At 69.0% G+C, this 20538-nt stretch carries 17 protein-coding genes and 2 pseudogenes; 7 read left to right on the top strand and 12 right to left on the bottom strand.

Going from position 1 to position 20538, the window contains the following annotated elements; genetic code table 11:
• Positions 1-887 precede the first annotated feature (887 nt).
• Positions 888-1487, top strand: a complete 600-nt coding sequence (locus J7E96_RS13165) for a TOPRIM nucleotidyl transferase/hydrolase domain-containing protein (protein ID WP_215130784.1) — start codon at positions 888-890, stop codon at positions 1485-1487.
• A 223-nt stretch (positions 1488-1710) separates the two neighbouring features.
• Here the strand turns inward: J7E96_RS13165 and J7E96_RS37295 are convergent.
• The 4 genes and pseudogenes from J7E96_RS37295 to J7E96_RS13185 form a co-directional block, all read right to left on the bottom strand.
• Positions 1711-1809: pseudogene (locus J7E96_RS37295) on the bottom strand (ATP-binding protein); the annotation flags it as partial.
• A gap of 296 nt (positions 1810-2105) precedes the next feature.
• The gene (locus J7E96_RS13175; protein WP_215130786.1) at positions 2106-4514 is read right to left on the bottom strand and encodes a tetratricopeptide repeat protein; all 2409 of its coding nucleotides are present in this window, start codon (positions 4512-4514) and stop codon (positions 2106-2108) included.
• A gap of 5 nt (positions 4515-4519) precedes the next feature.
• On the bottom strand, positions 4520-5059 hold the full coding sequence (locus tag J7E96_RS13180) for a trypsin-like peptidase domain-containing protein (RefSeq protein ID WP_215130788.1): 540 nt from the start codon (positions 5057-5059) through the stop codon (positions 4520-4522).
• A gap of 10 nt (positions 5060-5069) precedes the next feature.
• Entirely contained in the window at positions 5070-5381 is a 312-nt protein-coding gene (locus tag J7E96_RS13185; RefSeq protein WP_215130790.1) for a trypco2 family protein, read from the bottom strand.
• 657 nt (positions 5382-6038) lie between these two features.
• On the opposite strand from J7E96_RS13185, the gene J7E96_RS13190 reads away from it, so the two are divergent.
• Both J7E96_RS13190 and J7E96_RS13195 read left to right on the top strand, forming a co-directional pair.
• Complete coding sequence (locus J7E96_RS13190; RefSeq protein ID WP_215130792.1) at positions 6039-7406, top strand: MFS transporter; 1368 nt, start codon at positions 6039-6041, stop codon at positions 7404-7406.
• 278 nt (positions 7407-7684) lie between these two features.
• The gene (locus tag J7E96_RS13195; protein WP_215130795.1) at positions 7685-9142 is read left to right on the top strand and encodes an MFS transporter; all 1458 of its coding nucleotides are present in this window, start codon (positions 7685-7687) and stop codon (positions 9140-9142) included.
• A 241-nt stretch (positions 9143-9383) separates the two neighbouring features.
• Here J7E96_RS13195 and J7E96_RS13205 read toward each other — a convergent pair whose 3' ends face one another.
• A complete protein-coding gene (locus J7E96_RS13205; protein WP_215130797.1) occupies positions 9384-10370 on the bottom strand; it encodes an MsnO8 family LLM class oxidoreductase in 987 nt (328 codons plus the stop codon).
• A gap of 243 nt (positions 10371-10613) precedes the next feature.
• Between J7E96_RS13205 and J7E96_RS13210 the strand changes: the two genes are divergently transcribed.
• Together J7E96_RS13210 and J7E96_RS13215 are read left to right on the top strand one after the other, a co-directional pair.
• Entirely contained in the window at positions 10614-10937 is a 324-nt protein-coding gene (locus tag J7E96_RS13210; protein ID WP_215130799.1) for a hypothetical protein, read from the top strand.
• 26 nt (positions 10938-10963) lie between these two features.
• A complete protein-coding gene (locus J7E96_RS13215) occupies positions 10964-11437 on the top strand; it encodes a carboxymuconolactone decarboxylase family protein (protein WP_215130800.1) in 474 nt (157 codons plus the stop codon).
• Between the two features lie 106 nt (positions 11438-11543).
• Here the strand turns inward: J7E96_RS13215 and J7E96_RS13220 are convergent.
• The 4 genes and pseudogenes from J7E96_RS13220 to J7E96_RS13235 form a co-directional block, all read right to left on the bottom strand.
• Positions 11544-11642, bottom strand: a pseudogene (locus J7E96_RS13220) (IS5/IS1182 family transposase); the annotation flags it as partial.
• 136 nt (positions 11643-11778) lie between these two features.
• Positions 11779-12609 (bottom strand): ammonia-dependent NAD(+) synthetase, encoded by an 831-nt coding sequence (gene nadE, locus J7E96_RS13225; RefSeq protein WP_215130802.1) that lies wholly within the window; start codon positions 12607-12609, stop codon positions 11779-11781.
• 58 nt (positions 12610-12667) lie between these two features.
• On the bottom strand, positions 12668-12898 hold the full coding sequence (locus tag J7E96_RS13230) for a hypothetical protein (protein ID WP_215130804.1): 231 nt from the start codon (positions 12896-12898) through the stop codon (positions 12668-12670).
• Positions 12899-13197: 299 nt separating this feature from the next.
• On the bottom strand, positions 13198-14529 hold the full coding sequence (locus J7E96_RS13235) for a YncE family protein (protein WP_215130806.1): 1332 nt from the start codon (positions 14527-14529) through the stop codon (positions 13198-13200).
• A gap of 245 nt (positions 14530-14774) precedes the next feature.
• On the opposite strand from J7E96_RS13235, the gene J7E96_RS13240 reads away from it, so the two are divergent.
• Positions 14775-15419 (top strand): TetR/AcrR family transcriptional regulator, encoded by a 645-nt coding sequence (locus tag J7E96_RS13240; protein ID WP_215130808.1) that lies wholly within the window; start codon positions 14775-14777, stop codon positions 15417-15419.
• 294 nt (positions 15420-15713) lie between these two features.
• Positions 15714-16172 (top strand): nuclear transport factor 2 family protein, encoded by a 459-nt coding sequence (locus J7E96_RS13245; RefSeq protein WP_215130810.1) that lies wholly within the window; start codon positions 15714-15716, stop codon positions 16170-16172.
• Positions 16173-16433: 261 nt separating this feature from the next.
• On the opposite strand, the gene J7E96_RS13250 is transcribed toward J7E96_RS13245, so the two are convergent.
• From J7E96_RS13250 to J7E96_RS13260, 3 genes are all read right to left on the bottom strand, one after another.
• Positions 16434-17702 (bottom strand): VWA-like domain-containing protein, encoded by a 1269-nt coding sequence (locus J7E96_RS13250; RefSeq protein WP_308295930.1) that lies wholly within the window; start codon positions 17700-17702, stop codon positions 16434-16436.
• A complete protein-coding gene (locus J7E96_RS13255) occupies positions 17699-18961 on the bottom strand; it encodes an AAA family ATPase (protein WP_215130812.1) in 1263 nt (420 codons plus the stop codon). The genes J7E96_RS13250 and J7E96_RS13255 overlap by 4 nt, the downstream gene beginning before the upstream one ends.
• A 71-nt stretch (positions 18962-19032) precedes the next feature.
• Positions 19033-20439 carry a hypothetical protein gene (locus tag J7E96_RS13260; protein WP_215130814.1) on the bottom strand — a complete coding sequence of 469 codons (1407 nt, stop codon included), beginning with the start codon at positions 20437-20439 and terminating at the stop codon, positions 19033-19035.
• Positions 20440-20538 lie beyond the last annotated feature (99 nt).

Genomic DNA, 20538 nt, shown 5'->3' on the forward strand with positions numbered 1-20538 from the left:
ACTCGGGCGTGCACGTCGTCATGTCAGTTAGTGGCCCGCCGCGCGGCACCGGGTCGATTGCACCGGTGCCGCCTGGCAGGGTCCCGCGAGACTGCGCCGCCCCTCCTAGAACCGTCGCCGCGCTGCGCGAACTCGGCCTGGTGTTTGAAGTCGTCCACCCACGGAGCTGCCATGGCCATCCCCCTGTCCCACGGCGCGTGCCGCTGCGGCGAGAAGGACGGGAGTCGTCGGCCAGCACCTGGCGATGACATAAGCCGTGCAGTCGTAGGATGCGGTAGCTGGTTCGCCACTCCACCTCTGTCGGATCTCCCCGACCAGTCACACAACAGACAACGGGTCAGTGAGCGGCACAGGTACGGTCAGCACCTGCGATGCCACCACGGCAGCTCCGGGTCTGCCATAGGTTCGTGATGTGTTCGTCTGAGTAGTGCCTCATCGATGTGGTCGATTTGCACCCGGAGTTCGGCGGCGGCCTTCGGCGGCAGCATGGACAGAGCCTCTTGCAACTTGTCCCGGGCCCAGCCCTCGCCGCAGCACGCACAGGTGAACTCGGCCTCCCACAGTCTCCAACGGCGCTCGGTGCCGTGGACGCGCGCAGTCCAGACGCTCAGCGCGACAGAAACGATGCCCGGAGTCAGGTGCTCCCGTTCGAGCACGCGGACAGCTGCATTCGCTGCCCCCGACAGTCGCGGGACATCGCGATACCGCACCCAGGATCTTTGCCAGCCGCGTTCCCGCTGTCGAAGCGAAACTGGCGTTCTACGCGGCACGGCCGCTTCGAACATCAATCATGGATGGCATCTTTCCATAGCCCAAGATCGTAATCTTGGTGCAGGGCCGTCGAATAATCCCGTGCCGTGGCGTCAGTGGAGGTGCAGACTCCCTCCATGGCGGACATGCGCGCGTTCCGGGGCGAGTTGAGTGGTTGGGCGGCCGGCGGGCCCGGCGGGCCGGCGAGTGATCTGGCTGTGCGACTGGGGGTTCGGACAGCGGTGCTGCTGGAAGGGCCAAGCGACCTCGCTGCCGTTGAGACGCTGGCCGCACGGCGTGGCCGGGACCTGGCCGCCGAGGGGGTGTGCGTCGTGTCGATGGGCGGGGCGATGAGCGTCGGCCGCTATGCCGGCCTTGGCCTGCGCCTAGCAGGACTGTGCGACGAGGGCGAGCAGCGCTTCTACGACCGCGGTCTCAAGCGGGCACGGGCGCCGCGCCGGAACTTCTTCGTGTGCGTGACGGACCTGGAGGACGAGCTCATCCGCGCGCTGAGCACGGCGCGGGTCGAGGAGATCCTCCGGGCCGAGGGCGACTTCCGGGCCTGGCAGACCTTCCTGCGTCAGCCCGCACACCATGGTCGGCCCCGGCAGCAGCAGTTGCGGCGCTTCCTCGGCACGAAGAAGGGCCGCAAGATCCGCTACGGCCACCTCCTCGTCGAGGCCCTCGATCCCGAACAGGCACCGACCCCGCTCGACGACCTCCTCACGAGCCTGTGACTTGGTGGACAGGAGGGCTGTCAGTTGGGTGGCGATGTCCGATCCCGATGGCCATGAGTTCTGTGTGTTGCCCCCTGACAACGCGACAGATCGGAGGCGGTGACCCTCCTCATGGCGGGGGGGAGCAATGGTCGTTGGATCACTCGCGTTGCTGAAAACGTAGCTGCCCTACGCCAGCAGCAGGAGCTCACAGTGGCGCCGCCGATGGCCACTGGCCACGTTCGTGTCGCGTTCCACGGTCGAGGGTGGCTGTGGTGAGCACTTCGTCGCCGAAGATCTGCCCCCATTCGCTGACCGTTTCGTTCGACGTCAGGATGATCGACTCCCCGAGCCAGGGGCCTCACACCCGGACGCCGTAGGCGCCTCGGATGGCCGATGTGGCCGAACGCTGATGGATCAGGCGGTGGCCCCTGCTCGACACGTGCTCCGCGATCACCGCAGTTCTCCACTCCATTGAGGAGCTGATCATGTGGCAGCGGAGAGCAACACCGGACGTTTTCAAGAATCGCCATCACGGGCCAAAGGGCTCCCTCAAGGCAGCGGTAGCAGGACGCTTGAGTACCCCGCTTGGCCGCTGTTGACCGCTTGCCCCTGCCTGCGCGCCCGGGCAGCGCGGCGTCAGGGCCCGACGTTCAATCGCCGTGCCTCCTCGATGAGCCAGGCCGGGCGAACCATCTCGACATTGCCTCCGACGCCGTCGGCGGCCCTGATCAGCGCGCCGGCGGCCGCCCGCGGGTCGGGCACCGTCCGGGCACGAGCCGCCTCGGCGAGCGCTTGCGCCGCCGCCGCTTCCGCTGCCCCCGCGAGCTGAAGTGAGGCGGCTGCCCGCTCGGCCGCCCCCGTTGCCTGCTCGTACCGGCCATCGGTCCAGTAGGCCCACGCCATGTTGTAGAGGCAGACTCCCTCCGCGCGCGGGTTCTCGATCTGCGACGCCTCGTCGAGCGCCCCCTCCAGCGCGGCCAGCGCTTCTCCCGTACGCCCCAATGCGATCAGGGCGATGCCCTGGGCGTTGAGGGCGTAGGTGACCGCTTCCTTGCTGTCCGCGCTCCGGTACGCGCGCACGGCTCCGTCGCCCGCCTCGACCGCCTCCTCCCAGCGGCCCAGGACCAGCAGAGCGATCGAGCGCGCATTCCACGAACGGGCCTCGGTGAGCAGATCCCCGGATGTGCGCGCGAGGTCGCGCAGCCGGTCGGCACCGGCGAGAGCCGCCGCTCCGTCGCCCAGGTAGGCGTGGGTGAGGCTGAGGCTGAGGAGCGCGTGCACCTCGCGTTCGAAATCGCCGGTCTCATGGGCCAGCTCCCCAGCCCGGGCCAACGGGTCCACCGCGGCGTCGAGGCGCCCCAGCTGGCGGTAGGTGTCGCCCAGGCCGAACTTGGCGTTCTGCAGCGCCTCGCGGTCACCGAGGCGCTCGGCCAGGGCGGCCCCCTCGACGAACAGCTCGGCCGCGTGTGCCATCGGGCCTCCACTCAGCCGTGCGTGTCCGAAGCCGATGAGATGAGCAAGGCGCGCCCGGTCGTCGGTCACCTGTCCCTCCAAGGTCATGTGCATCGAGATCACCGCGAGCACCGCGCCCCGCCAGATCATCCATTCGCTGATCGGGCCCAGCACCAGTGCGGCATCGTCCATGTCCCCGGCGCGGACACGGTGCTCGAATTCGCGCCGGTACGGCTGTACGTCGTCCAGGCTGCGCCAACTGGAGCGGGGCGGGGCGATACTCGCGTACCAGTCGGCTGCCCGACGCTCCACGGACCGGCGTCCCAGCGTGCCGTCCTGCGGCATGGCGCCGTACGCCAGGTCGGCGTCCATCGGGTGCAGCGCGAAGGTGCGGCTGGTCCGGTCCACCGACACCATGCGCATCCGCAGCAGGTGGGAGAGGACCCGCTTGACGTCGAGGCCGCGGTCGAGGCCGCCCGCGATCCACTCGATCGCGTCACGTGGCACGGGCGTACGCAGCACCGCGAGGACGTTCAGCACGGTGCGGCCTTCAGCGCCGACCCGCTGGTACCGGTCCTGGGCGAGGCCGACGACGACGTCCCCGCGCAGGGTGAAGTCCTCCAGTACGTCCTGCAGCGTCGGCAACGTCAGCGTGTCGTCGGCCATGGCGCCCACCAACAGCTCCAGCGCGCGCGGAACCCCGTGGACGTGGACCGCCGCCTGCAGCAGCTGCTCGTCGGACAGTTGCGCCACACCAAGGCTGCCGTCCTGGTCGAGTTCGCGCAGCAGCTGGACGGACTCGGCGGGCGGCAGCCCTTCGGACAGCTCGACCTCCGCGGCGAAACGGCGCAACTCGGGGGCGAGCCGCATCGGTATCTGCGACGTGACCAGCAGCCGCGGCGTGGACCTTGCCCGGAACAGACAGTCGAGGAAGACCGCGAGTTCCTCGTCGTCGAGTCGGCCGTCGTCCTGAAGCCGGTCCTCCAGGTTGTCCATCAGGATGACGAAGAGGCGGTCCCCCATCGCGGCGAACAACTCACCGATCTTGTCCTGTACGGGGCGGTTCGTGGCCCAGACGTCCAGCAGACGCGTCTCGCGATCGGAGCCGAGCAGGCGGGCGCAGTCCATGTAGAGGCGCTTCAGGGAAATACCCGACGTGCGGGTGCTGAGATTGACCAGCCCCGACGGAACGGGCGCCTGGGAGTGCCCCGGCCACTCGCCCCGCTCCAGCGTCTCCATGACCTTGGCGGCGACCGCACTCTTGCCCATGCCCCGCCGCCCGGTGATGGTCACCATGCGGGTGGCCGGATTCGAGAGGTGGCGGCCGATCAACTCGCGTACTTCAGTACGGTTCTTGAACAACTCCAGCCCGTGCGTGACCGGCAACCCGATGACCGTCGAACCCGCCTTCAGGGGAACGGATTCCGGGGAGTCCGGCGCCGGACCCACGTCGGGCAGTGCCTGCGGATCGCTGATCCCCAACAGCTCGGCCAGCTCTTCCCGGTGTGGCTCGCCGACCCCGCGAAGGGCGTGGTCGATGCGGGCAGCCGTCAACCGGCCCAGCCCTTCCCAGCGGTGGTGCTCGGCAACCACCCCGACTATGTGGCTCCCGGCCCACACGGCGGCGCCCGACATCCCCGACCATGGCGACACCTTGGGGTCGCGGGGTCGGCAGCCGCCACCGGAACGGTGATCTCCAGGGTGCCGGTCCTCAGATTGGACAGCGCCGCCACGGTCCCGTCCGCCTGATGCAGCTCCCGGAACGGCCTCCCGTCGGTGCGGCGCCGCTGCTTCCACAACGGGAAGCCCGCTGCGTACACGGCAACGAGGGCATGACGGTCGTCGCCCATTCTTCCGAACCGTGCGGGCGCGACAGGGATCGCGCCCTTCTGGGGCGCGAAGGTCAGCACAGCCACATCGGTGCTGGTGTCCGACCATGCCACCACCGCCGCCGCTGACCACTGCGACGGCCGGTCGGCATCGAAACGCACCTGCACGCCCGCGGCTCCGGCCACCACATGGAACGCGGTCAGCACCGCCGTGTCGCTGACTCGGTACCCCGACCCCCGCCGTCCGCCCCCGGCGGCGGTGGTGACGATGACCTCCGCGATGCGGTGCGGGTCGAGTCCTCCGCTCACGGTCGCCCCGTCAGTCCTCACCGAGCAGCTCGTCTCCGGAGATCAACGCCATCTGATCCGGCATGTCCGCCCGCACCGGCTGCAACGTCAAAGTGAGCTTCTGAGTGACAGTGGCTGACCGCTTCGCCGCCGTACTGGCATCGAACACCCAGAACCTCACCTTCACCCCCGGCTCATGGGTCCGCTCCACCCCCACGGTCAGCTCCAGCTCCACGCGTTCCGCCTTGAACCGCAGCTCGGAGTCCTCACCGGCCGTCATCGCCCGACTCAGTTCCCGGCGCAGCTGCGCGATCATGTCCGCCAACTCAACCGCATCATTCACAAGCAGAGCCCCCAACCGGCTCTTCTGAGCAACCACTTACTGAGCTGAGCCACATCATCACGTACCAGCCCCCTGGCCTGTCCACCCGGCAGCGGGCGCGCTCACGCACGAGCCGAACCCGAGCTCGGAGCTGTACGGGCAAGTCACCCCGGGCGGCCGGTTCGCCCGTCGGTAAGCCGCTGGACGGGCTCGCGCTTCCCCGCCCTGCCTCCGCTACTGAGTCGTCAGACGTCTCTCAACCCGCACGACAACTCACGCAGCGCCGTCGCTGTGAGCGGAATAATCCGTTTGCAGAGCTGTCGGGGGGCTTCTAGTCTGTTCCAGTTCCGTTGGTGCCCGTCCGGGGCCCGACGATGTGTTTTGAGGTGATGACGTATCTCCCAGGCCAAGTAGCCGCTCGTTCTGAGGCTCTTTCCGGTCGTCCGCCATGGCGGGCTTCCGACGTATGCCTCGACGGCGGCGCACCCGATGGCCTGGGTTCGTTGCACCCTGCTTTCCCCTGTCGTGCTGAAGGCGTAGGGGCATGCCCAGGCCTGCCCCTACGCCCATTTCCCAGTACGCGAACAGGAACTTCATCCGTGTCCAACCGACACCCGTACCACCGGCCGCCCACGCCCCACAGGGACCGGCCGTGCTGCCACGATCACACTGGTCCTGGTGCTCATCGCCGAGCTGATGAACGCGCTCGACGGATCGATCGTCTACACCGCGCTGCCGTCGATCCAGGCGGACACCGGCGCCTCCAGCGCCACGGTGCAGTGGATCCCCGCCGCCTACACCCTCACCTTCGCCCTCGCGCTGATCACCGGCGGGCGCCTCGGCGATCTCTACGGTCGTAAGCGGATCTTCCTCGCCGGGACCGCCGTCTTCACGGCGGCATCCCTGCTGTGCGGAATCGCCACCAGCCCCGCCGTCCTGATCGCGGCGCGGGCTCTTCAGGGCGCTGCTGCGGCGGCGATGGTGCCGCAGGTCCTGGCCACGATCCACGTCACCTTCGACGGGGCGTCGCGTGCCAAGGCGTTCGGCCTGTACGGGATGATCATGTCGCTCGGCGGGGTGCTCGGCCCGGTCCTGGGCGCTGTCCTTACCGCCGCCGATATTGCCGGATTGGGCTGGCGGCCGATCTTCCTGATCAACCTGCCTATCGGCCTGGCCACCGTCCTGCTCGGCCTCCGGTTCATCCCCGAGTCCCGTGAGCAGCGGGCGAGGCGTCTGGACCCTCTGGGCATGGTGCTCTCCAGCGCGGGTCTGCTACTGATCGCGTACCCCCTCACCGTGGGTGGCGAGCGTCACTGGCCCGCCTGGAGCTTCGTCATGCTGGGCGCAGGGGTCGCCGTGCTGGCCGTTTTCGTGGTCCAGCAGCGGGCGAAGACCGCCAAGGGCGGCTCCGCCCTGGTGGCGCTCTCCCTGTTCGGGAGCAGGGCGTTCGCCGGTGGGCTCGCCGCCCAGCTGGTCTTCGGTTTGGTCTCCGGCGTGTTCCTGCTGACCTGGACGCTGTTCATGCAGAACGGCTTGGCCCTTACCCCCGGCCAGTTCGCTCCGGCCTCCATCGCCATCTCGGTCGGCGGTATGGCGGGGGCCATGCTCGCCTCCAAGTGGGCCGCACGCCATATGCGGCGAGTGCCGCAGGCCGGCGCCCTCCTGGTCGCCGGCACCCTGGCGGGCTATCAGCTGCTGGTCTCCGGTCAGGGAACCGGTATGGCGTTCGCGGCCGCCGTCGCCCCGATGATCCTGCTCGGTTTCGGCTTCGGCATGATCGGCGCCGGACTCGCCGGACTCACGCTCAGCCAGGTCGACCACGAGAACGCGGGCTCCGCGGCCGGACTGTTCAACACTGCCATGCAGCTCGGCACCGCCCTGGGTATCGCGATGGCCTCCGTGGTGTTCTTCGCCCACGCCCCCGCGGGCAGCCACGGCACCACTGTGACCTTGGCCTTCGCGGGCAGCACCTGGTACGTCATCGCCGCCTTGGCGGTGATGTGGGCCCTGATGTTCCGGCTGCCCAAGCCGGCTCAGCGCACCTGACCCACAGCCGGCGGCCCCCTAATCTTCCCCCGTTCCCCCGTTCCCCCTAAGTCGCGGACATGTTCCGCCGGTTGACGATGTGAGGTGACGACGTATCGACCAGGCCCAGTAACCGTCTTCCCGGCAGTCACAGCACCTGTGAGGTGCTGTGACTGCAATGACGGCAACCCACTCCCGGCCTGGGCCCCCTTCACCCCTTTCCTGTGCGCAGTCGGCGTACGCGGAGGTCCTGGCCTGCCCGTACCCCGAACACCACCGGAACAGGAACCCTCTCTGCCGTGTCTCATGACACTCTCCCCGGCACCGACAGGTCCGCCAACTCCACCTCGGGCCGAACCCGGACCATCACCCTCGCCGTCGTCCTGATCGCCGAGCTGATGAACGCCCTGGACGGCTCCGTCGTCTATACCGCGCTGCCCTCCATCCAGGCCGACACCGGAGCGTCCACCGCCGCCCTGCAGTGGATCCACGCGGCCTACGCCCTGACCTTCGCCTTGGGGCTGATCACCGGCGGCCGGCTCGGCGACCTCTACGGCCGCAAGCTCATCTTCATCGCCGGGACCGCCGCCTTCACGCTGGCATCCCTGTTGTGCGGGATCGCCACCGATCCGGCGCTCCTGATCTGCGCCCGAGTCCTGCAGGGCGCGGCGGCCGCGGCGATGGTGCCGCAGGTCCTGGCCACCCTCCACGTCACCTTCGACATGCACTCCCGGGCGAAGGCGTTCGGCCTGTACGGGACGGTCATGTCGCTCGGCAGCGTCGCCGGCCCCGTCCTCGGGGGCGTTCTGACCCAGGCCGACCTGTTCGGACTGGGCTGGCGTCCCGTCTTCCTTGTCAACCTGCCCATCGGGATCGCCGCCGTCGTCCTCGGCCTGCGCTTCATCCCCGAGTCCCGTGACCGCACCGGTCGGCGTCCGGACCTGCTCGGCATGGGCCTTTCCGCGCTCGGCCTGCTGCTGATTACCCTCCCGCTGACCGTGGGCGGCGAGCAGGGCTGGCCCGCCTGGGCCTTCGCCATGATGATTGGCGGTGTCCTGGTCCTGGCGGTGTTCGTGGCCCAGCAGCGGCTCAAGACCCGTAAGGGCGGCTCACCGCTGATCGTGCTCACCCTTTTCCGAGGCCGCGGCTTCAGCACCGGCCTCGCCACCCAACTGATCTTCGGGTTGCTCTCCGGCGTGTTCTTCCTGTCCTGGACCCTGTTCATGCAGGACGGACTCGGCCTGAACCCCGGTGAGGCCGCCGTCGGCTTCGTCGCTGCCTCCCTCGGCGAGATGGCCGGCGCCTGGCTCGCCATCAGCATGGTCCGCCGCCACGGCCGCGCCGTCCCGCAGACCGGAGCCCTGCTCGCCGCCGCAACCCTGGCCGGCTACCACCACCTCATCACCACCGAAGGAGCCGGCATGGGGATCGTGATCACCGCAGCCCCCATGCTCGCCGTCGGCTTGGGCCTCGGGATGGTCGGCGCCCCGCTTGCCGACCTCACCCTCGGCAGGGTCGCCCACCACCACGCCGGCTCCGCCTCCGGCCTCTTCAACACCTCAACACAGCTCGGCATCGCGCTCGGCACCGCCCTGACCACCGTCGTACTCTTCAACCAGATCCAGGTGGGCACCCGCGGCCCCGCGATGAAAACGGCCTTCGCCGGGAGTCTCTGGTACGTCATCGGAGCGCTGGCGGCCATGTGGGCGCTGATGTTCCTCCTGCCCAACCGCACCACCACCACGGCAACCGAATAGCCGCCGCGGCGGCCGGCCCCAAGCTGTTGTCCGGGGCGAGTGCAGCTTTTGCGCCGGCCGGGCGGTTCGCCCGGCCGGCCGCAGTTCGCAGACACGCGCTCACCGCTGGTGCCGCGCAGGTGCGGCGTAGCGTGCGGTCGGCTGGAGCGGTCGTACAGACCAGCCGCGCCCCCGGCCCCCCACCTACGTACGTACTTGTGCGCGGTGGCGCGAGAAACCAACGTCCTTCCCGGCATTGTCCCTACGGTGCTGTCATGGCCTCGGAGTATTTCTTGATGAGCTCGTAGGAGCGAATGCGGTCGCGAAGGTCGTAAACGGGTGTGGTCAGCATCAGTTCGTCTGCTCCGGTCTCATCAGCCAGTTGCGTGAGCCGGTGTACGACGGTCTTGGGTGTCCCGACGGCCTGCTGTGCACGGAAGCCGGCCAGCGCCTCTCGCTCCTTCGCCGTGAAGGGGTGGACGGCCGCCTCCGCAGGCGTGGGGAAGGGCATCTCGCTCAGTCCTTCGAGGAGCCCGGCTTTGACGACCTCGATCGGTCCGGCCCGCCACGCGGCTTCTTCCTCCGTCTCGGCACACACCGCCTCCACGCACAACAGCACCCGAGGTTGCTCGCACCAACGGGACGGGACGAAAGCCCCCCGGTAACGTTCCAGCGCCGCGAGGGTGTTGTCCGGGCGGATGTGGTGTGCGATGGCGATCGGCAGGCCGAGTCGCGCGGCCAGAGCGGCACCTGCGGTGCTGGAGGCCAGCAGCCATGGCTCCGGCAGTGGGCCAAGTACGACTTCGTCGACCAGAAAGGACAGGATCGCGGCTACGTCGCCCTGGTACTCCGCATCCGTCGCCGGTCCGGCTCCGCGGCGAAGTGCCCGTGCGGTGGCCTCGTCAAAGGTGCCAGGACCGCGGCCGATGCCCATATCGATGCGGTCCCGGTGCAAGGCGGCCAGCGTTCCGAACTGCTCCGCCAGCGTGATGGGTGCGTGGTTGGGGGCCAGTACGCCTCCCGAACCGACACGGATGACCGAGGTCGAAGCGGCGGAGTGCGCGGTCAACACGACTGGTGGGAACGCGCCGATCGCGGGCGAGTGGTGATGCTCTGCGTACCAGATGCGGTGGTAACCCAGCTGTTCCAGTCCCTGTGCGAAGGCCGCGGTGTCCCGCAGGGTGTCCACGGCTCGGGAGCCCGTTTGAACCACCGCGACTTCCAGCGCTGAAAGAGGTATGTCGACCATGTCGCCAGCATAGAGCGGGCGTTGTGGGGGCTGTGAGCCATCACAACGCCCGGCCGCGGCCCCACTCGGCGCTGTGCGCGCGCCGCGTGCTGTGCCGCCGCATTCAGGAGCCCACGCTCCGCGGCTCACCGCAAACCCGAGTCGCTGCGATCACCGGACGACGACGTACGCAACGAGGCTGCGCCGGGCTGGCTGGCCGGGGATCTCCGGGAGGTGCTCCATGCGTGGGGAGAGAACCACCCGATGCTCCCCGGTGAGACGAAGCCGTACAAGCAGCCGTGGGAACCGCCGATGGCGGAACCTGCGCAGGCGGAGGCGACTGTGCCGGCGTCCGTCGCCAACGGGGAACTGCACTGGACGTTCAGCGCCGCCCTGGCCTCGCTCACCCGCCACGGACACCTCGCCCCGCCGCCGGTCCGGGAGGCGCTGGCGGCGCTCCGGGCGGAGGACCGCAGGCTGTCGGAGTACGGCCACCGCCGTACATCCATGCGGGCCAGCCACACAGAGACGCACGTCACACTGGCTCATGTCACATCCTGCCGGGCTGCTTCCGTCGGAGAGGTGTAGCCACCAACAACGGCAAGGAGTGCATCATGGATGCTCGCTTGAACCTCTTCGGCAACCCGCTCGCAGCCAAGTTCCTTAGGCACATCACCTCTGCGGGCAAGGTGGTCGCGGACTCGACGGTACCGGCGGCGACGCAGGAACTGGTGAAGATCCGCGCCAGTCAGATCAATGGCTGCGGTTTCTGCACCGACATGCACACCAAGGACGCCGCGCACGCCGGGGAGACCTCGACTCGCCTCAACCTGATCGCGGCCTGGCGGGAGGCCACGGTGTTCACCGCTGCCGAGCGTGCTGCCCTGGAGCTGACGGAGCAGGGCACCCGCATAGCGGACGCTGCTGGTGGTGTCACCGACGAGGCATGGGCGAATGCCGCCAAGCACTACGACGAGGACCAGCTCGCCGCCTTGGTGTTTCTCATCGCCCTCATCAACGCCTTCAACCGCGGGAACGTCATCGTCCAGCAGCCCGCGGGCGACTACCAGCCCGGCCAGTTCGGATAACGAGGAGGGACTACCGCGCCGGGACGGTTTCGTGTGTGTCACCGGGTGGACCAGAAGAAGGTGCGTGTGATGACGTAGAGCCCGGTCGGGTCGATCGTGGCGGGGCAAAGGCGGGCGGTCTGCCGCCTCGATCGCCTCGCCGCATCCGGTGGGCCCGCTGGTCGGCCGGGACCGGGATGACCGTACGGATGCCGCGTCCTCGCAGGTTCTCCAGCTCCTCGGCCGGGGCGGGTCCGCTCCCGGTGGCCGCTCTTGATGTCGGGCAGGCCGAGGTTGTCACGCAGTACGGTCTCCAGGGCGGCGATGGCAATCAGGGAGTGCAGCGCTCGCAGGGAGCGGCCTCAGGGGGCGACGGGCAGCTGGCGCTTGTGGTCGGTGAGGCGGTAGCGGTGGACGATCGTTTCGAAGGCCCGCTCGTCCACCGGCTTGCCCTCCAGGAAGTCATCGATGTCGTCGTACGTGACCCCGAGCGCATCCTCGTCGGCCTTGCCCGGGTCGAGGGTCTCCAGGTCGGCCGTCGGGATCTTCCACACCAGCTCGGCCGGGGCGCCCAGCGCGTCCGCGACGGCGCGCACCCGGCGCTTGGTCAGGCCGGTCAGCGGAACGAGGTCGGCGGCGCCGTCGCCGAACTTGGTGAAGAAGCCGGAGACCGCCTCGGCGGCGTGGTCGGTGCCGACGACCAGGCCGTCGTGCGCTCCGGCCACCGCGTACTGGGCGATCATGCGCTGCCGGGCCTTGATGTTGCCATGCACGAAGTCCTGCTGGTGGGCGTCGCGGAAGCTCACGCCGGCGGCCAGCGAGGCCTCCAGCGCGGCGTCGCTGGCGGGCTTGATGTCCACGGTCAGCACGTGATCGGCACGGATGAAGGAGAGTGCGAGCTGGGCGTCGTGCTCGTCGGCCTGGACCCCGTAGGGCAGCCGCATCGCGTAGAACCGCGCCTCGTGCCCGGCGGCCCGGGCCCGCTCGACGGCGAGCTGGCAGAGCCGGCCAGTGGTGGTGGAGTCGACGCCGCCGCTGATGCCGAGCACGAGGGCGCGCAGACCTGTGGAGGTCAGCCGCTCGGCGAGGAAGGCCACCCGGCGTTCGATCTCCCGCTCGGCCTCGAAGGTCTCGGCGACCTGGAGATCCCGGGCGATCTCCTGCTGCAGGGCGACGGACGCCGGCTCGCTCACGTCTGCTCCTTGTTCCGGTTCACGATGTGCTGTCGCGGCCACCCTACCCAGGAGTGCGTCAGAGGTCCGACGACGTCGGCAGTACCGCCTGCTCGGCCCTCTCCAGCCAGCCGGTGTACCAGCGGGCGAAGGTCGTCACCGGTTCCCCACCGTCGTCGAGGAGCGGCACGCGGTCGGCGTCGTCCGCCCGGCCGTCGGACCTGATCGTGCCTCGGTGGCTGCCCCTGATGGCCAGCCACTCGCGCAGGGCGCAGCCGAGGTGGCAGATCAAGAGGTAGGCGCAACCCATATCTGGACGGTCTGGGCCCATCACCACCGCTGTGAACGCACCGGCCAGGGCATCGCACTCGAAGACCTGAGTGGGATTCGTGACCGGTACGGCTCCGAAAGGACCAGCGGACCCAACTGCACTCGCGGAGCTTTCACCAGCTCGCCCGACGGAGGGGCGGGGGGCCGCCTGCCTGATTACGGCTATTACGGCGGCCAAAACGTCCACGTCCGCCGGGAACGCTTCGCCACTCAGCCAGTTTTCGGGGCTTACCCTGCTCGACCTCCGGGTGGGGTCTCTTGCTGCACTTGCTGCTGTTGTCATCCGAGCGTGGCCGGGCTGGTCCAGTCGGTCGGCACGTGGGCGATGCGGACGCGTTGCGGGTGGTCTCCGACGGGGACCGAGACGGTCTTTTTCCCGGTGGTGAAGTCGATGGCCGTTACCTGGTCGCTTCCGCTTTCTGAGATGACGCAGGATTTGCCGTCGCCGCTGACTGTTGCCCAGTAGGGCTTGGAAGCGGTGACCAGAGGTCCTTCCCGCAGGGTCGCGCGATCGACGATGGTGGCGTAGTCGTCCATGGTTCCGGCGATGCAGAGCTTGTCGCCCCGCGGGCTCATCGACATGCCGTGGTGGCGGGAGTCGTTGACCCAGGTGGTGCGGTCCTCACTGGTGTTGGGATTCTTCGGAAGGGTCTTGACGCGGGTTATCTTGTCGCTGGCAACGTCGTACTCGAGGAAGCCGTTGAAGAAGGAGACCTGAAAGTAGAGCCTGGATTCGTCCGGGGTGAAGGCTACTGGGCGCACGGCGTCGTTGAGGTCCTTGCGGCCGAAGGCGTCGAGCCTGTCGCGCATGTCGATGACCTTCACTTCCTTGAAGGTCTCCGCGTCGACGACGGTGATCTTGCGGTCGCCCTTCGTCCAGTCCAGGAACGGGGCGTCGGTGTCAGTGTTGACGTCGCCGATGGCCATGTTCCAGATGTACTTGCCGCCCTCGGTGAACACGTTCTCGTGGGGCTTGTCGCCGGTCGCGAACGAACCGACTTCCTTCCCAGTGGTGATGTCGAGGACGTGAACGGTGTTGGAGGTGGAGGCGGAAACGGCTACGCGCTTGCCGTCGGGGGACACGGCCATGTGGTCGGAGCGGTAGCCGGAGACGGGGAAGCGCCACTTGATGTTCCCGGTCGCCAAGTCGATGGAGACGACGTCGGCGAAACTGGGGCGTGAGACGACCATGGCCGTCCCGTCGGGGGTGGAGTACATGTCGTCGACGAACTGGTCATGTCCCTCACCCGGCCCGTTGCGGATGCCCAGGAAGTAGATCAGCTTCACGGGGTTGGCGTAGATCTCCGCCAGGCGCTTCCGCTTGTCGGGGATCACGTTGATCCGTCCAAGTTTCGCGAAGGTGCCGCTGGACTCGATCACGTCGGCGGTGCCGTCCCAGTTGTTGCCTACGAACATCACTTCTTGGAGGGCTGCGGCGCCCTGGGCCGGGTTGGGCTCGACAGCTGATGCGCTGGTCGTGGTGACTGCGGCAAGGATCGCTAAGGCAGCGGCCAGAGGGAGCCTGCGCTTGCGGCGCGGTACGTACGCTGTTTCCGTTGTCCGGGGCGCAGACGCTCCGGACTCCGCGTGAGGGTTCTTGGACTCGAACATGACTTTCCTCCGCGTAGCGACTCTGCTTCGGGTGGGCTGACCTACGTCAACTTGTTCCGCTCATGACAGCGATGTAGGCGGGTGCGCTTGGAACTGCGATCGGGCGTCTCCCGTGCAGGGCGTCCCGGCCGCACAATGTGAAAACGCCGCGCTTCACTTTTGGCTACTTGAAGGTAACGACGGGGGCGCGGTTCCTCAACCCCCCGGACGAGAGAAGATGGCCGGGAGCACAGTGAGGGGGATGCGTGAGGGAGCGGCACAGACAGTCAACCGGTCGTTACGCAGGCAAGACGGCCATCGAGCGGCACGCCGAGCGGCGCCAGAAGCTCCTTGATGCGGCACTGCAGCTCTTCGGGGCCGGCCCCGGCTACCGGTCTACGACCGTAGCCGCCCTCTGTGAGACGGCCGGACTGTCGACCCGGCAGTTCTACGAAGAGTTCCGCACCCTTGAAGACGTGCTTGCCGCCTTGCACCTGCAGGTCAACGACTGGGCCGAGAAAGCTGTCATAGAAGCCCTCACCCAGACCGAGGGCCAACCCCTCGCCGAACGCTACGGATCCGTGTTCCGTGCGTACGCGGCAAGCATCGCCGTGGATCCGCGCCGCATACGCATGACCTTCACCGAGATCGTCGGCGTAAGCCCTCGCATGGACGAGCAACGGCTGGCCCGCCGGGCACGATGGATTGACCTGATGTGCGCCGAGGCAGCGGCCGCCGCGCTGAGGGGTGAGGCCGCTGATCGTGACTACCGCATCGCCGCGGCCGCCTTCATCGGCAGTGTGAACGGTCTTCTGCACGACTGGTCCGCCGGCTGGGTGGACGGCACTCTCGACGAGGTCGTCGAGGAACTCGTCCGCCTGCTGCTGGCCTTGCTGCGGCCCGCCGGCTGAAGGCCCCTGGGGTGCTTTCGGGTACGCCGAGGCGCGCGACGCGCCGGCCGCACCGCACGGGTCGGCGAGTCCATGCAGGCTCCTGTGCCGTTATGCCGTCTCCTCCAGCACAGGCGGACAACAGCCGTGGATCGAGCCGGCATCTTCCTCTGGTCCGCGTCCGCCAGTGATGAAACGAAAGCGCCCAGCTCATTACCCCCGAGGTAATCGACCGCTCTCCCCCTCCCCTGGCAGGATCAAGCGCATCGACGGGAACCCCCGCCGAGATCCGACCGCCGCCGCGAGGAGAGCGCCATGTCCGTCAAGTCCGCTGCCACCACGACGAGTTCAGCAACCACCGCGAGTCCCCTCCCCGAGGCCACCCGGGCCGTCGTGCAGGAGTTCCTTGCCGCCAGGATGGCTGGGGACACCGGGCGGCTTGTCGGGCTCTTCGCCGACGATGTCGACTGGCTGATCGCCGAGAACCCCGCCGTCCCGTGGATCCGCCCGCGGTCCACGGCCGCCGACTGCGCCGCCCAGTTCACGGAGTTGATGGAGCACACCGTGCCCGAGGACGCGTGCGCCTCCGTCGACAGCTTCCTCGTCGACGGCGCCGACGCCGTCCTGATGGGGCACCTGTCGGGGACCGTACGAGCGACGGGGAAGTCCTTCGAGGGCCCGTTCGCGCTGCACCTCACCGTCGAGGACGGCCGGATCACCCGGCACCACCTCTACGAGAACAGCCTGTCGATCGCCGAGGCCTGCACCCCATGAGGGTACGGACGACGCCCCAGTGCAGCTGTTCCCGGTCGATGAACTGACCGACGTCGCGGACCAGCACGCCGCCGCAGTTGGCGCATTGCGATGGGAGGTTCACTCCCAGGGTAGCGGTGATCATTGGTCTCCTGGGTTACTCGGGAATCACGGATCGCCAGCTGGGCGTCAGGCGGCAACTGTCCTCAAGGTCTCGCCGGCACAGGAAGCATCCCAAGCACTACTCGGAGCACAGGACTTGTCCGCGCCGTTCTGAGAGGCTCACCGAGCCGCAGGAGACGACGGCCCTATGTCAACCACTCTTGCCCACGCCGGCGGCGAATCCGGAACGTACTCGGGATCGTCCTCGTCCCACGACCGGGCCGCATGCCGGCGAGGGAACAGACCCACCACCGTCCGGCACGGTGGTCGCGTGCCCGGCCAGGGTGTCTGGCCGTCGGTCAGCACCACTATGACATCGGGACGGGGCTGCGCTCGGAGCGCCCTGGCGAAGCCCGTGCGCAGATCCGTACCCCCGCCGCCCACCAGCGGTATGCCCTCGGCACGGCACAGTGGGTGCACGATCCGGGCCGCCGCGTCGCACGGCAGCACGGTGACCAGGTCGCGACGGCCGCCCACGGCACGGGAGATCGCGGCAACCTCGAGGAGCGCGCTGCCCAGTTCGGTGTCACTGACCGAGCCGGATGTGTCTACGACCACGGAAACCCGAGGCGGCCTGCGCCGCAGGCTCGGCAGAACAACGCCGGGCACCCCGGCCGAGCGCCGCGACGGCCGGCCGTACGTGTAGTCCTCGCCCGCACCGGAGCCGGAAGCCGCCGAGCGGACCGCCGCTCCCAGCAACTCCCGCCACGGCTGCGGCGGGTGGAACGCCTCCTCCGCCCACCGCTGCCACCCTTGCGCGGCGTTCCCCGGACGGGCGGTGATGCCCTGCGCCACCCGGAACCGGACCGCGTCCTGTTCCTGTTTGCTGAGGCCGTAGGCACCGTCCGGTCCCAGCTCCCACTCCCGTTCCAGTCCGTCGGCTCCGCTGCCGCAGTCCAGCCAGGTGATGTGCTGCGTACGCGGCCCCAGCCGGAACTGACGCAGGTAGTCCTCCATGAGCTCCCCCTCGGGCAGCCCCAAGGCGGCCGGTACGACAGCGCCTTCGGGCCGGACCAACCCGTCACCGAACACGTCGTCGTTGATCTCGCAGTCCGCGGCGATGTTCATCCGCAGCCGCTCCCCCGGGCCCGTCAGCCCACGCTCCCGAGCGACCCGGTCACTGCGCCCGTGGTGGTCGCGCAACAGGTGCGACACCTCGTGCACCCATACGCCGGCCAGTTCCTCCACCGGTGTGCGATCCACGAACGCCGGCGAGACGTAGCACCGCCAGTGCCGGTCGACGGCCATCGTCGGTACCCGCCGCGACTCGACGGTGGACAGGGCGAAAAGGGCCGTCGCCAAGTAGGGCCGGACCCGCGCGGCGTGCAGTCGGGCGGCGAAGAGTTTGTCGAGGTCCAGAGTCCCGGTCCCCGGTGCGTCTGGGGTCACCGGCCCGCCTTCGCGGCGACCGCGGCCCGCGCGGCAGCGTGGTCCGCTCGCCGGGACAGGGACACCGCTCCGGCAAGACCCTCGATCGATGCCGGAACGTCCCAGTCCTCCTGGCGCAGGGTGGCGAGAGTGGTCGCGGGTACGACCACCAGGTCCGGCGCTCCGGTCTGCACCGCCCGGACCAGGAGCGCCCACGCCGCGTCCCAACGGGCCTTCTCCGGGCGCCGGCGGACCGCCGCCACCACGCCGTCGAGCACGGCTTGGCGTCGATCCCCCCGCTCGGGCAGGACGGCACCAGCGGGGTCGGCGAGAAGCACCTCGGGGTCGGGGAGGTCCATCCGGTCCAGGGCGGCCAGTAGCTCCAGTCCCGGACCGTCTCCCACGGTGCCCCTGACCAGCAGGGAGAGTACTTCTCGCGAGGAGCCGGCCGCGGTCGCGAAGGCGATCAGGCACAGTGTCATTTCCCAGCTCCGGGGAGACGGCCAGGGGCCGCCGCGGCGAGTCTCATTGCTGGGCAACCGGTGCACGAGCGCGGGGCGGGCGGTGAGGAGCCCGCACACCGCGCGGCGGGCGAGGTTCACGGCCTCTGACAACTTCTCCGCGTCAAGCCGTGGCAGTGTTGCCCGGGGCCAGGTCCCACCGAGGCCGCGTACAACGACCTCGTGGTCGTGGGTCCACTGAAGATGAACGAACCGGTTGGCCAGGGGCGGGCTCAACTCCCAGCCGTCGGCGGCGGAGGACCGCGGATTGGCGGCAGCTACGATCCGTACCCCTGGCGGCAGTTGCAGGGAGCCGATCCGCCGCTCCAGCACGAGGCGGAGCAGGGCGGACTGAACGGCCGGCGGCGCGGTGGACAGCTCGTCCAGGAACAGCAAACCCCGGCCTGCCCGTACCAGGCGCACTGCCCAGTCCGGCGGGGCCATCGGAACACCCTGTTCCGCTGGATCGTCTCCGACGATGGGCAGCCCCGAGAAGTCGGACGGCTCGTGCACACTGGCGATCACTGTGGTCAGCGGGAGGTCGAGAGCCGCTGCGAGCTGTGTCAGGGCCGCGGTCTTGCCGATCCCCGGCTCACCCCACAGGAGCACGGGCAGGTCGGCGGCCACGGACAGAGTCAGGGCCTCCAGTTGTGTGTCGGGGCGCGGTTCGGTGGTTACGTCGCGCAGCAGGGTCAGCAACTCGCCGGCGACGTCGAGCTGGGAGGGGTGGACTGGGTCGGAGAGGGTGCCGGAGGCAGCGAACGGGGTGTATGTGGGCATGTTTGATCACCTATGGGTTCGTGGTGAGCGGAGTGGATGGAAAGCGGATGGAAGGGGACGGAGGTCCCCGGTCAGCGAGAGGTCGCCCGGCGCGTGTGTGAGCGGCGGTCACGGGACGGACGGCGACGATCCGGACGGATGGGGCCAGGTCCGCGTCCGATCAGACCGGACCTGTACAGCCCGTATGTGATCCGCCGCAGCGCGGCCCTCTCCAGTTCGTCCCGCAGAGCGCCGGTGCGCAGCAGTGCGTCGGGCCCCAGCAGGCCCTCGACGACGGCCAGCGCACCGGCTGTGTCGCCATGGTCAAGGCGTTCGCGGACGCCGGTGAGGCAGTCCGGATGACGGTGCGCCTCGTCGATTGCCCGCAGGCACGGAAGCGGAGTGCCGGTCAGTGCGGCCAGCAGTTCCTCCCGGCGGATCTCGTCCGGGTCGTGGTCCAGCGGGGCCAGTACTCCGTCGACCAGGCCGATCCGGTGCTGAGCTCCCCGGCACTCCACGAGGCGCGGTTGTCCTGCCCGGTCCGGAGTCCGGGACGGACCGGCCGGCGAATGATCCGGTACGAGTGCCGAGGCGACCAGCGGGTGCAGCCGATCGGCCTCGATCGAACCGGTGCGGATCAGCTCCAGGTCCGGCAGCACCCAGGTCGCCGCGTCGGGCAGAACGGGCAGCGCGAAGGCGCCGCGATCTGTTGACGCCGCCGCGATCCTCAGTGCGGGCGGCCGTACGCCGTCCCTTTCCGCGACCAGGTCCAGTACCAGCCGATACCGGGCACCAAGCCGCACGGTGACGGTTCCGGTGGATCGCCCTTCGGCGTGCAGCAGAATCCCCGCCTCGGCCGCCCACCGGTCGATTGCGCAGCGGTGCCCCTGCGGCACCATACCCAGCAGCTCCGAGGCCGGCACAGCGCCGCCGTCGGCGGGCACCCGATCGGCCCCGGACCGGATCCGCAGCTCATCGGCCCTGCGCGCGTCCCACAAGTGGCGGTGCAGGTCGAGGCGGAACCGCTGGTTGGGGCGAGGGTGCGGATGACGGGAGGCGCCGGCCCCGGAGTGGGACCCGTCCCACAGCGCGAGGCTGATCCGCTGCCCCGAGTCCGCCCAGGCCGGCGGAGTCCGGGCCACGAGGTGCAACGCGCTTGCGCCGTCACACCCGGTGGCGTCGTACCGAGCCAGAGCGATGGTCAGGCCTGGGCGCAGCAGCCCGTCAGGAGCGATCCTCGGCATGTGCCAGCGCAACAGGTCGGGCGCCAGATGACGGAGATCGGCCCGGATGTGGGCCGCGAGCTCCTGGCCATGGGTACGCGCCACGGAACGAAGGTTGAGGTCGACATCGATGCCTGCGGCGGCGCACGCCCCCGCCCAGTCCCCGGCACAACGGCGGGTGGTCGCAGTCTCGATCATGGATGACGGCACGGCGAAATCACGCACGCGCAGCCAGAAGGAAAGGCGGGAATCCCTGTTCGCGGTCTGGGTGAGCATCAGCACTCACCTTGCGCGGACGGGACCCCCAATCTGTGAACAGAATGAGTCATCATCGCGGCGATCATAACGCTCGCCACGTCGATCGGCCAGGCCAAT

Origin of the sequence: Streptomyces sp. ISL-96 (assembly GCF_018614035.1) — a bacterium.
Classification (GTDB): Bacteria; Actinomycetota; Actinomycetes; order Streptomycetales; family Streptomycetaceae; genus Streptomyces.

Excerpts from the sequence above, each read along its gene's own strand:
- J7E96_RS13165 (WP_215130784.1), top strand. The coding sequence starts at position 888 with ATGGCGGACATGCGCGCGTTCCGGGGCGAGTTGAGTGGTTGGGCGGCC.
- J7E96_RS13205 (WP_215130797.1), bottom strand. The coding sequence starts at position 10,370 with ATGGTCGACATACCTCTTTCAGCGCTGGAAGTCGCGGTGGTTCAAACG.
- J7E96_RS13210 (WP_215130799.1), top strand. The coding sequence starts at position 10,614 with ATGCTCCCCGGTGAGACGAAGCCGTACAAGCAGCCGTGGGAACCGCCG.
- J7E96_RS13215 (WP_215130800.1), top strand. The coding sequence starts at position 10,964 with ATGGATGCTCGCTTGAACCTCTTCGGCAACCCGCTCGCAGCCAAGTTC.
- J7E96_RS13230 (WP_215130804.1), bottom strand. The coding sequence starts at position 12,898 with ATGGGTTGCGCCTACCTCTTGATCTGCCACCTCGGCTGCGCCCTGCGC.
- J7E96_RS13235 (WP_215130806.1), bottom strand. The coding sequence starts at position 14,529 with ATGTTCGAGTCCAAGAACCCTCACGCGGAGTCCGGAGCGTCTGCGCCC.
- J7E96_RS13245 (WP_215130810.1), top strand. The coding sequence starts at position 15,714 with ATGTCCGTCAAGTCCGCTGCCACCACGACGAGTTCAGCAACCACCGCG.
- J7E96_RS13255 (WP_215130812.1), bottom strand. The coding sequence starts at position 18,961 with ATGCCCACATACACCCCGTTCGCTGCCTCCGGCACCCTCTCCGACCCA.
- J7E96_RS13260 (WP_215130814.1), bottom strand. The coding sequence starts at position 20,439 with ATGCTCACCCAGACCGCGAACAGGGATTCCCGCCTTTCCTTCTGGCTG.